We start from the raw sequence: 12,336 nt of genomic DNA on the forward strand, positions 1-12,336 counted from the left end.
ATATATATTTGACATTTTAAATAAAAAAAGCCTAATTCTAAAATAGAATTAGGATTTTTTGTTTTATATTAATAGCTCTTTAGGAGTAAATTCACAATACCCCATTTCATCACACATAACTTTTAATTCTTTAAATTCTCTTTCATTAATAGATTCCATTGCAGTTGGATATAAAATATAATTTTCTTTAAATATGTGGTCTCTTAATTCAAAAATTAAGTCTTTTGATATACTATCTACTCTATTTTTAAATTCTTCAAAAGGAATATAATCTTTTACTCCACATATTTCCTTAAGTTCTCTTTTCTTCTTTCTTAAGCTTTCGTGTTCTAATTTCATAATTCTAGTAGGACCTGTTATTCCTAAAGACTCCATTTTAGGGAATAAAACATCTTCCTCTCTCTTATGATGAGGTTCAGCATTTAAAAGATTAATGGAAAGTTCAAGTACTTTTTCTACTTTTTCATCATCATAAGAATTCATTTTTTGTATTTCTGAATTAACTTTTTCTAATTCATTTAAAAATTTCATTATTTCATCATGTTCTCTTATAAATGTATAAAGAATATGGCCTACACTTATTTTTTCTTCTAAGTTCTTTAATTCATCTTTTAATATTTCCATATGAATATCGCATAAATGTCTAAGTTCATTAGGATTCATTCCTTCATCTATAAGTTTTTGTTCAGCTAAAGATATTTCAAGAGGACTTATTTTCTTTACCATTTCTATAGCCTCATCTCTTAAATCAGATGTTAATTCTTCAGTGTTTAATCTTTTAAGCATATATGTTAATTTTTTTAATTTCTCAGGATTTATATTGTCTTCCTTATTTATGTATAAAGTTTTTTTCATTTTTATCACTCCAGTCATTTAATACTTAATTTATGACTTAATTATAGTACTTGAAAAAAACTTTTTATGTAACTTGAGTTACATTTTTAAATTTTATAAATAAATTTTTTTACCTCTTCAATTAAGTTTTTCTTCCCATTTTTTAAGGACATTTCTAAACTATCTGTTTTTTTAGAAATAGCTATTATATCTTTTATACCCATAGAATATAAATTTTCTATATCGCCTTCAGCTTTACCTACAAAGCAAATTACGGGTACATTATATTTTTGAGAGCATTTACTTATTCCACTAATAGTTTTCCCATTTATTGTTTGAGAATCTATTTTTCCCTCTCCCGTAAAAATATAATCTGAATCTTTAATAACTTCTTCAAAATTAGTTTCTTTTAAAATTATATCAATTCCTGATTTAAGTTTAGCATTCATAAAAAACATAAATGCAATTCCAAGTCCTCCAGCGGCTCCTCCACCTTCAATATTTAAAACATATTTCCCAAATTGATTATTTATTATATTACCTAAATTATTTAATCCTTTCTCTAAAAGTTCTATTTCTTCTTCATTTGCACCTTTTTGTTTAGCAAAAATTTTTGAAGCTCCAAACTCTCCAACTAATGGATTAGTTACATCACAGGCAATTATGAACTCTACATTCCTTAATCTTTTATCTAATTTTGTTATATCAATATAGTCTATATTTATTAATTCTTTGCCTATAGGATTTATTTCATTTTTATTTACATCCAAAAATTTTCCGCCTAAAGCGGTTACCATTCCTATTCCTCCATCATTAGTAGAGCTTCCACCAAGTCCAATTATTATTTTAACAATATTTTTATCTAATAACTCTTTTATAAGTTCTCCTACTCCAAAAGTATTGGTATACATCGGATTTCTTTTTTCTTTAGTAATTAGTGAAAGACCACATGCTTCAGCTATTTCAATAACTCCAGTCTTTCCATCTTTTAAAATTCCATATCTACCAACTATTTTTTCTCCTAAAGGGCCTCTTATAACTTTTTTAAAAATTTCTCCACCTTTAGCCAAAATTAAAGAATCTAATGTTCCTTCTCCTCCATCCGCAATAGGTATTTTTATAATTTTCAAATCTTTTCCAGATTCTTTTAAAGCTTTTTCCATACAATTACAAGCTTCTATAGATGTCATACACTCTTTAAAAGAATCTGGTGCTAGAATTATTTTCATTCTTTTATTCCTCCCAAATATAAAATTTATGTATTTTTATTAATTTTATATCTTTATAATTATACTATATTTAGAATCTATGTATTATTATGTATATAAAAATTTATATACAATACTATTAATTCTCCTGTTTGTTTGCTATAAGTCTAATATCTAAATTAAAATAGCCAAAATATGAAAAAAATTTTGAGATTTAAAATTATAACTCTTTAGAAAAATATAAAGCTTTCTATAAAAGGCTGTATAAAAAATATACAGCCTTTCACAGATTTATATATGTATTATTGAAGTAATATAACTAGTAAAAATATTCTAAAAAATTAGAACATTCTTCTATGAATTAATTATGAATTAAAATTGTGAATTATCTATGTATATTAATTTTCTAAAATTTAAACTTTATATAAAGTTAGACATTTATACAATTAAATTGTAATATTATATTTGATAAATTTTATTTATAGAGGAGTGTTTATTTATTGAATATTACAATTGGTAACAAAATACCTAAAAATCTAAATGATATAATTGTAGATGGATTATCTGGAACTTTTAATAAAGAATTTATTTTTGTATTAAAGCTAGAAGATTTAAATGAAAAAGATATATATTCTTTTAATAATAATTTAATTTCTTTTGACTTACTTAAATTAGATATGTTTAATGATATTATTGGAGATGTTTTTTCATTTTCTATTTGTATATCTGAACTTATAGACAATAGTGAAATTTTCTTTGATTTTAAAAGTATAGCTAATTCTAAATTTTCTAAATCAGAATCTTTTAAAGGTAAATTTATATTATCAGACGAAAATAATATTGTTTTAGCAATAAGAAATTTTAATTTTGATTCTAATTTTAGTCTTTTAATTTATAACTCTTATTTGACTCAAAATAAAAATTCTGAAGCTTCATATATAAATTATGTTCCATTAATTTTTCAAGAGATATTTAAAAATGAACCTGAAGAAAATCTTAAACTGTATTCAATAGGAAGAACTTTAATATAAAAAATAGAGATGTGATATTATAATATCCATCTCTATTTTTGATTTTTAATTTTCCTCTATTTTTTTCAATATATAGTCGTACACTTCATCTCTATTTATTTCATTTATAATCTCATGTCTTCCATCTTTAAACAATTTAAAATGTATATTTTTTATGCCTAAATCTACATATTGATTATATAGTCTCTTAACACTTTCCCCATACTTTCCAACTGGATCTTTATCTCCAGCTAATATTATTATTTTTAATTTTTTTCTTATTGATTTTAATTTTTCTTCTTTATATAAATTTTTTAATCCAATAAATAAATTGTTATAGAAATCAATTGATGACATAAATTTACAATGCTCATCATTAATATATTCATTAACCACAGTTTCATTTCTTGTAAGCCAATCGAATTTAGTTTTAGGATTTTTTATTCTCTTATTAAATCCACCAAAAGAGAATCTATCTATAAATTTCCCTACTTTTTTGGGATTAAATAACTTTTTTTGAATATTAGATACAAAATATCCCAATTTTATTTCAAATCCATCTCTTTTCGCTGAACCTGATAAAAATATTCCATCTATATGATCTGAATATCGAGTTATATATTCTTGTCCTATAAAAGATCCAAAGCTATGTGCAAAAATATAAGTTGGTATATTACCATACTCACTTTTAGCAATTTTAGTTATTATAAATTCATCTTCAACTACACTATTAAATCCATCTTCTCCTAAATAACCATATTCATTATATTTTTTTCCTGTTTCTCCATGACCTCTATGATCATCTGCATAAACCACATAACCTTTACTATTTAAATATTTAGCGAAATGATCATATCTCCCACTATGATCAACCATTCCATGAATTATTTGTACAATTCCTTTAGGATTTTCTACATCTTCCCAAGTTCTAAGAAATAATTCCTTTCCATTATACCCAGATATAACTCTCTCAACTGTAACCATAATAAAGCTCCCCTTCCCATCATTTATTTAACCATATTTTAAATAGTTCAATAATTGAAATTAATATTCTTTTGTTAAATATTTTATTTATAATTAAATTATTTTTTCAATAATTTAATTATATCATATTTAATACCACTTTGCATTTATATATAATTAACTTAATTTGACATTGAATTTATCACTAATTAGTTGTATTATTATTTTATGAAAGATTTTAATAAAGAAAAAGATTTTTTTTCTTTAGGTACGTTAATAGCATTTAGAAAAGCAAATAATATTTTATCAAAAAAGGAGGCTTTAAGTATAAATAAAAGTGGTTTAACCTTAGGACAGTTTGCAGTCTTAGAAATTCTTTATAGTAAAGGGCCACTTACAATATCTGATATATTAAATGGAATTTTAACTACTTCTGGAAATATAACAGTAATAATAAAAAATTTAAAACGTGATGGTTATATAATTCAAATTCCTAATCCAAAAGATAGACGATCATCTTTAATTTCTTTGACTGAAAATGGAATTTCAAAAATTGAAGAAATATTGCCAGAGCACTTTTCTAATATAAAAGATAGCTTTTCTGATTTATCGCATGAAGAAAAAAAACTTTTAATACGATTATTACGTAAAATAAAATAAAAATTTTTAGATATTTATCACTAATTAGTGATAAATGGAGGTGTTATAATGTTAAATAAAATTTCAAATAAAAATATGGGAAAAAGTGATTTAGGATGGTTACAATCATCTTTTCATTTTTCTTTTGCAGAATACTTCAATTTTGATAATATGAATTTTGGATCTCTTAGAGTATTAAATGATGATATTATTCATCCTCATACAGGATTTCAACTTCATCCACATAATGATATGGAGATAATTACATATATAGTAAATGGAACTTTAACTCATAAAGATAGTATGGGAAATGAAAGAACACTTACTAGAGGTGAAGTTCAATATATGAGTGCTGGAACTGGTATATTTCATAGTGAAATGAATAATCATGATGATACTTTAAGACTTCTTCAAATTTGTATTTTGCCAGATAAAAAAAATCACACTCCTAACTATGGGGAATATAAGTTCAAATTAGAAGATAGAGAAGGAAAATGGCTTCATATGGTTTCATCTAAAAATGGAAATTCTAAAATTAAAATAAATCAAGATGTAAATATATCAGCTATTATTACTGATGAAAATTCTTCTACAGACTTTAAAGTATCAAAAGGTCGTCAAGCTTATCTAGTACAAATAGAAGGAACTTCTACTATAAATGGAATTACATTAAATGAAAAAGATGCTTTAGAAATAGTTGAAGAGGATATATCAATATTATCTAATTCTAAATCACATTTTATAATTTTAGAAATGAAAAAATCTATACTAGATTAATTTAATAACTTTATTTTCTTCACCTTTTCCAACCTCAGAAATAATCATTGGTAGATGAGGCATTAAAAAACCTTCCATACTATCAGATCTAAATAATTTATTTTATTATTATTTTTAAAATAGTATTTATTATTAAATTAATTGAAGCATTTTAATATATTATAATTTTTATATTGCAATAAGAAAACAAAATTATAATAACTATTTTAATTTTTTAATATTAACAGATATGTAACTTTAAAATAGAAATATATTCTATGAATACTTTAAATAGATTTTATAAAAACTAATAAAGAAATAAAATTTATAAATCTATAATAAAGGTGTGATTTTAATGAAATATAATCCAAGTAATTGTCAATGTAATGCTAATATCGGGAAGGATGATAATATTTTATGTAACTGTTTTGGAGTAACTGTAACTGAAGTTGAAGAAGCTATTAAAAATGGTGCAGATACAGTAATAAAAGTTGGAGAAGTTACTCAAGCTGGAACTGGATGTGAATGTTGCAGATTAGAAATTCAAAAGCTTATTGATAAATATAAATAGCAAAAAAACGGTAAGAGTGTTAAACTTTCTTACCGTTTTTTATAATCAAATTTTAATAGCTTTATAATAACAAATAATATTTCAAATATATTGATTTTTTAATGAACATAAATATAAATGCTTATTACAATTTATTTGTATATTAACTTTATTAAATAAGTTATATCAAATTTTAATAAAATACTTCTTTACTTTAACGTGGTAAAGTGATAAAATTTCATTATCTTAAAAGAAATGAAATTCTCATAGGGGGATATTACATATGAAAAATACAAAATCAAAAAAAGAAATAGGACTTATAGTTGCTATCGCATTAGTTTTTAGCAATATTATAGGAGCTGGAATATTTGTTATACCTTCTCAACTAGCACAAATAGCTGGTGCAGGTTCTAGTATATTAGCATGGGTATTAACTGGACTTGGAGCTATAATACTTTCATTTACATTTGCTAATTTAGGTTCTAAAATGCCTATAAACGGTGGTGTAGTAGAATATTCAAGAAAAAGTTTAGGAAATTTTACTGGATTTATGACAGCTTGGCTTTATTGGAATGGCTGTTGGATTGGAAATGCAACACTTTTAATTGTTATTTTAAAGTATTTAAATGGAGCTTTTCCTTTTATGGCTAAAAATCCATTAATCGGATTTTTAGTATGTTCTTTTATAATATGGCTTTTTACATATATAAATATTAGAGGAGCAAAGTCAGCTGGAGCTGTAGGAACTATACTAGTTTTACTCAAGCTTATAATTTTAATATTATTTATTATTATTTCAAGTGGAATTTTCAACATACAAAACATAAGTCCAATTTTTCCAACTGGAGGTGGACTAAGCAGTATACCTATGGCAGCTGCGATTACTTTCTGGGCATTTGAAGGAATAGAATCAGCAACTATTGCCTCTGGAGAAATAAAAAATCCTGAAAGAAATGTTAAACTTAGCACTATTATTGCACTTATAGTTGCACTCGTATTTTATTTAGCTATAACTATTTTATCTATGGGAGCAATGCCAAGGCATATTTTAGCTAATAGTTTAGATCCACTTTCAGAAATAATGGGTTACGTTTTAGGAAGCAAATGGATTGTAGTTATAAATATAGGAATAGCTTTAAGTATTTGTGGTTCATCTATATTATGGCTTCTTTCTACAGGAAGAGCTGCTTATGCTGCTGGAAAAGAAAAATTATTTCCAGAATTTTTTGCAAAACTACACCCTAAATACCAAACTCCATATATTTCATTAATAATAGGGTCAATTCTTATAAATTTACTCTTATTATTAAACCTTTTTAAAGGACTAAATGGAGCTTATAATTTCATAGTACTACTTTCTACACTTTCATATTTACCTGTTTATGCAGTTTCAACTATTGCAGAAATAATGTTAGTAATTGACTTTAAAAATAAATCATTTAGAAAAAAAATATTATTACTTATTAGACCATCTATTGGTTTTATATTCTGTATTTTAGCAATTTATGCATCAGGTGCTACTACTGTTTTATATGGATTCATTTTAATTATGTGTGGAATACCAGTTTATGCATACATGAAAAAGAAATACAACCTTTCAAATTAAAATAAAAACCTCTAGATTAATTTAATCTAGAGGTTTTTATTATATTTTTTATAATTTTCACTAAAAAAATATATTCATTACACTTTCTTAATACATTTTCTTTAATTTTTATAATTTAACTCATATATATAAGTATTATTTTAAATACTTTTCATTAAAAACTTACTATTATTTTTCTTAATTTAAATATTTTTAATTACCATTATTAAATATTTATTTATATTTTATATTTCTTTTGTTAAATTAACTATTTTTATAAATTTATTAATTATTTTTAAAATAGACTTAAAATATTTCATAAATTCCTTTTTTGTATTTTGATTGTTTAAAAATTTTTTGGTAATATTTATTTTTGGTAACATTTAAAAGAAATAAGGAGGTATTTAAATGAATAATAAAACCAAAGGAATAATTTTAATGATACTTTTTGCTTTATCATTATCTATTATGTCTACTTTTTTAAAATTAGCTGGACATATGCCAGTAGCTGAAAAAACTGTATATAGAAATTCAATTGCAGCTCTTTTCGCTTTCATTTACATAGTAAAAAAACATGGATTTAAGGATAAATCAATGTTTTGGGGAAATCGTAAAAATATTCTTGGATTAGGTCTTAGAACTATATTTGGAATTATAGGAATTTGTTTAAACCTTTATGCACTACAATATTTATTATTACCTAATGCAACAATAATACAAGATTTAAGTATTTTCTTTGTCGTTATTTTCTCTTATATTTTCCTTGGAGAAAAGATAAAATTATGGCAAGTTATCTTAATCGTAATAGGATTTATAGGTGCTGTTTTTGTTGTTGATCCTGATAGCACAAAATTTGTACTTTTACCTTCAATTGCAGCAATACTAGGTGCTATGATGAATGGTGGTGACAGTGCTACTATGAGATACTTAGGTGATAAATGTGACCCAGTTACATTAGTATTCTTTTATAATTTTTTATCATCTATAATTCTATTACCATTTATGATAATATTCTATAAACCTTTAGCTATGCATACAATTATATATTTAATTTTAGCTGGATTAATGTATATAATAGTAGAGTTTACATTAATTTTAGCATACAAATATGCTCCAGCAAGAGATATAGCATTATTTAGATATTCTGATATAATATTTTCTGCTATATTAGGATTTTTAGTATTTAATAAAATTCCATCTTTAATGGAGATAGTAGGTTATATAATAATCATTGTAGCAGCTATATTACTTATTTTATATAGACCTAAAAAATATGCATAAATAATTAATAAAACAAAGAATAATCTATTTTAGCAAGTTAAAAATAAATTATTCTTTGTTTTTATTTTACAGTTTGTCTTTCTACAATATAAGGTTTTAATATAATTTCTTTTCCATTTGAAACATTTGCATTAATTATATTTATTAACAAATTTAATGATTCTTTTCCCATTTCATAAATCGGTTGACCTATAGTTGTTAATTCTGGTTCTATATATGAGCAAATTCCTATATTATCATATCCTAATATACTTATATCTTCTGGAATTGATATGTCTTGTCTCATTAAGCTTTTTATTCCACCAATAGCCATAATATCACTACTATAAAAAATAGCATCAACTTTATTTTCTGTTTTCAATATTTTTTCTGTTCCTCTTATTCCACCTATAAGAGAAATCTCTTCTTCATAAATTATTTCTTCTTTTAATATTCCATATTGTTTTGCTACTTCACAAAAATATGTTAATCTAGGATCTACTTCTCTACCTTCTCGTTTTCCACCAATGAAACCTATAGATTTTTTATTATTTTTTATTAAATAATCAATTCCTAATTTAATTCCATATTTATTATCACAAAATACTCCATTTATAATTTTTTCTCCAATTATTTTTCTATCTAAAACTACAAAAGGTACATCATTAATTTTAAGCATATTAATTGAATTGCTTTTTTCACCAATGGGACAAATTATTACTCCATCTACTAATTTACTAATTAACAATCTTGCATTTTTTTCTTCTTTTTCTACACTGTTTAAAGTATTGCATAATATCATACTATATCCTAACTTTTCTGCTTCAACTTCAATTGCTTTTGCCATTTCAGAAAAATATGGATTCTCTATATCTGGCAATATAAATCCTATTGTATTAGTTTTTTTTGTACTTAATCCTCTTGCTAATGAATTAGGAATATAATTTAATTTTTTTGCAGTATCTAAAATCTCTTTTCTAGTTTTTTCTGATACATTTATATTTTTATTATTTAAAACTAAAGAAACTGTTGTCTTTGATACATTTACAGCTTTTGCTATATCTAGAAGAGTCGCTTTTTTCATGTCATTATCGTCCTTTTCAATTTAATATATATATATTAAATTATAATACTAGTTATTCTCTTCTTCAAATTTAATAGATAATTTTAATCTATCTTCTCCAATTATATAATTAGGGAATTCAATATTATCTAAATATTCTTTTGGATTTATCATAGCTGGACTAAAATGAGTTAATAAAAGCTTTTTAACATTTCCCCTTTTAGCTAAATTGCTACTTTCTCTAAAGGTCATATGTTTATTTTTTATAGCTTTTTCAATATCTTTATCATCTCCATATGTTCCTTCACATATAAATAAATCACTTTCTTTTATAAATTCAGCCATATTTTCAACTGGTCTACTATCAGTAATAAAAGATACTTTTATTCCTCTTCTATTATCTCCAAGAACCATATCAGGATTATATATTTTCCCTTCAAATTCTACTGAATTTTCTTTTTGTAGTTTATTCCAAAGAAGTTTTGGTACATTATTTTTTATAGCTTTTTCAACATTGAACTTTCTATCCCTTTTAATATAAAAATTATATCCTAAACAAGGTGAAGAATGATCACATTCTATAGAATTTATTTTTAAATCCCATTCTTTATCATTAACTTCTAACCCTTTTTCTTTATTTAATTTTAAATTTATTTCTTCTTCGTTTTCTAAAATATTTATTTTATAAGGTAAATATTTTGCTATTATTAAAAGATTTTCAACAACTTCTTTTATTCCTTTTGGTCCTATTATAGTTAAATCATCAACTCTCCCACTATTTCCTATTGTAGATAAAAGTCCTGGTAATCCAACTATATGATCTCCATGAGTATGGGAAATAATTATTAAATCTATAGATTTAAATCCCCATGAAATCATACGTATAGATACTTGAGTTCCTTCTCCACAATCAAGTAATATTTTTCTTCCTTTATATTCAAATAATGTTGAAGATAAATTTCTAAAAGGCATAGGCATACCACCACCACATCCTAATAAACATATATTTAACATTTTTATTTCTCCTTTTTCTTTTTTATTTTAGTATATCTTATTTTTTTGTTTTTAATTAATACTTATTTACGAGTATTTTATATAAATGTATCATTACTTGTTTATATTATTTTAATTTTAATATATAATAATTCTAAAAATAAATATCGTGTATTGTTATACACAATATGTTAAAAGGAGTAATTTTTATGAAGTTTTTATTTATTGGAGGATATGGTACAATTGGACATTCTATTGTAAACCTTATTTCTCAAGATTCAGAAAATACACTTTATATTCTTAAAAGACATATAACTAAAGATTTACCTAAAAAAGATAACATTATCTATATACAAGGGAATGGAAAAGATGAAGAATTTTTAAGTAATATAGCTGATAAGTATAACTTTGATGTAGTATTTAATTTTATTATTTTTGATCCAAAAGAAGCAAAAATAAATATTAAAGCCTTTAAAAATAAAATTAAACAATTTATCTTTATTTCAACTGCATGTGTATTTGATAGAGACTCTTCTGTTCTTATAAATGAAAAAACTAAAAAAGGAAATAAATATGGAAATTATGGACGTCTTAAATTAGAATGTGAAAATGAATTTTTAAAAGCTTTAAAAGAATTTAATTTTCCAATAACAATAGTTAGACCAAGTCAAACATATAGCGGAAATAGAATTCCTCTCAGTGTTAAAGGATCTTCTTGCTGGTCTGTAATTCAAAGAATTATAGATGGAAAAGAAGTTATAGTGCATGGAGATGGTAAATCTACATGGGTATCAACTCACTCTGATGACCTAGCTAAAGGAGTTTATCCTCTTATAAATAACCCTTTAGCAATTGGAGAAGATTTCAATATTACTAGTGATGAAATTTTATCTTGGGATCAAATTTACAATACTATAGGAGAACTTTTAAATAAAGAAGTCAATATAATTCATATTCCAACTGACATTTTAAAAGAAAGTAAAAAATATGATTTTGTAACTTCAATTTTAGGTGATAAACAGTATTCTGTAATATTTGATAACTCTAAAATCAAATCTTTAAATAAAGATTTTCATTGCGATATTACGTTAAAAGAAGGGCTAAATAAATATTTAGAATTTATGGATAAACATCCTGAGCTTAAAATTATAGATTCTGATTTTCAAAATTGGTGTGATTATTTAATAAAAAATTATAAGAAAAATATAATTCAGATTGGAAGTTTCTAAATAAAAACCGGACAAAATACTTGTCCGGTTTTTTATTTAGAAACTTATCTTATCATATTTGATATAATTGCGACAAAAATAACTATAACAAAAATTATAAAAAAGATTTTAGCAATTATTGTTGAAACTCTATCACCTTCTGCATTTTTTCTTTTAAGCTCTGGAATTCCATTATTAATTAGAAGTTTATTGAACTCAGGTAAATCTGAATTTTCCATTTTTTCAGTACTATACATATAATAATCA

Annotated in this window: 13 protein-coding genes; 7 read left to right on the forward strand and 6 right to left on the reverse strand. The window is 23.7% G+C overall.

The window, feature by feature from the left end; genetic code table 11:
* Positions 1–63: 63 nt before the first annotated feature.
* On the reverse strand, positions 64–855 hold the full coding sequence (locus tag CLTHE_RS12030; RefSeq protein ID WP_080023679.1) for a DUF438 domain-containing protein: 792 nt from the start codon (positions 853–855) through the stop codon (positions 64–66).
* Between the two features lie 86 nt (positions 856–941).
* Complete coding sequence (locus CLTHE_RS12035) at positions 942–2,063, reverse strand: glycerate kinase family protein (protein WP_080023681.1); 1,122 nt, start codon at positions 2,061–2,063, stop codon at positions 942–944.
* 479 nt (positions 2,064–2,542) lie between these two features.
* On the opposite strand from CLTHE_RS12035, the gene CLTHE_RS12040 reads away from it, so the two are divergent.
* Complete coding sequence (locus tag CLTHE_RS12040) at positions 2,543–3,073, forward strand: hypothetical protein (RefSeq protein ID WP_080023683.1); 531 nt, start codon at positions 2,543–2,545, stop codon at positions 3,071–3,073.
* Between the two features lie 45 nt (positions 3,074–3,118).
* Here the strand turns inward: CLTHE_RS12040 and CLTHE_RS12045 are convergent, their stop codons facing one another.
* The gene (locus tag CLTHE_RS12045) at positions 3,119–4,036 is read right to left on the reverse strand and encodes an alpha/beta hydrolase (protein WP_080023686.1); all 918 of its coding nucleotides are present in this window, start codon (positions 4,034–4,036) and stop codon (positions 3,119–3,121) included.
* Positions 4,037–4,243: 207 nt separating this feature from the next.
* On the opposite strand from CLTHE_RS12045, the gene CLTHE_RS12050 reads away from it, so the two are divergent.
* From CLTHE_RS12050 to CLTHE_RS12070, 5 genes are all read left to right on the forward strand, one after another.
* Entirely contained in the window at positions 4,244–4,675 is a 432-nt protein-coding gene (locus tag CLTHE_RS12050) for a MarR family winged helix-turn-helix transcriptional regulator (protein WP_080023688.1), read from the forward strand.
* Positions 4,676–4,723: 48 nt separating this feature from the next.
* On the forward strand, positions 4,724–5,431 hold the full coding sequence (locus tag CLTHE_RS12055; protein ID WP_080023690.1) for a pirin family protein: 708 nt from the start codon (positions 4,724–4,726) through the stop codon (positions 5,429–5,431).
* 334 nt (positions 5,432–5,765) lie between these two features.
* A complete protein-coding gene (locus CLTHE_RS12060) occupies positions 5,766–5,981 on the forward strand; it encodes a (2Fe-2S)-binding protein (RefSeq protein ID WP_002597843.1) in 216 nt (71 codons plus the stop codon).
* 262 nt (positions 5,982–6,243) lie between these two features.
* On the forward strand, positions 6,244–7,566 hold the full coding sequence (locus CLTHE_RS12065) for an APC family permease (protein WP_080023693.1): 1,323 nt from the start codon (positions 6,244–6,246) through the stop codon (positions 7,564–7,566).
* A 387-nt stretch (positions 7,567–7,953) separates the two neighbouring features.
* Positions 7,954–8,826 carry a DMT family transporter gene (locus CLTHE_RS12070; RefSeq protein ID WP_080023695.1) on the forward strand — a complete coding sequence of 291 codons (873 nt, stop codon included), beginning with the start codon at positions 7,954–7,956 and terminating at the stop codon, positions 8,824–8,826.
* Positions 8,827–8,887: 61 nt separating this feature from the next.
* On the opposite strand, the gene CLTHE_RS12075 is transcribed toward CLTHE_RS12070, so the two are convergent.
* Complete coding sequence (locus CLTHE_RS12075; RefSeq protein ID WP_080023697.1) at positions 8,888–9,889, reverse strand: LacI family DNA-binding transcriptional regulator; 1,002 nt, start codon at positions 9,887–9,889, stop codon at positions 8,888–8,890.
* A gap of 48 nt (positions 9,890–9,937) precedes the next feature.
* On the reverse strand, positions 9,938–10,882 hold the full coding sequence (locus tag CLTHE_RS12080; RefSeq protein WP_080023700.1) for a ribonuclease Z: 945 nt from the start codon (positions 10,880–10,882) through the stop codon (positions 9,938–9,940).
* Between the two features lie 188 nt (positions 10,883–11,070).
* On the opposite strand from CLTHE_RS12080, the gene CLTHE_RS12085 reads away from it, so the two are divergent.
* Complete coding sequence (locus tag CLTHE_RS12085; RefSeq protein WP_080023702.1) at positions 11,071–12,090, forward strand: NAD-dependent epimerase/dehydratase family protein; 1,020 nt, start codon at positions 11,071–11,073, stop codon at positions 12,088–12,090.
* A 44-nt stretch (positions 12,091–12,134) separates the two neighbouring features.
* Here CLTHE_RS12085 and CLTHE_RS16765 read toward each other — a convergent pair.
* A partial coding sequence (locus tag CLTHE_RS16765; protein ID WP_158082728.1) for a hypothetical protein occupies positions 12,135–12,336 on the reverse strand: 202 nt, incomplete at its 5' end.

Origin of the sequence: Clostridium thermobutyricum DSM 4928 (assembly GCF_002050515.1) — a bacterium.
Taxonomy (GTDB): Bacteria; Bacillota; Clostridia; order Clostridiales; family Clostridiaceae; genus Clostridium; species Clostridium thermobutyricum.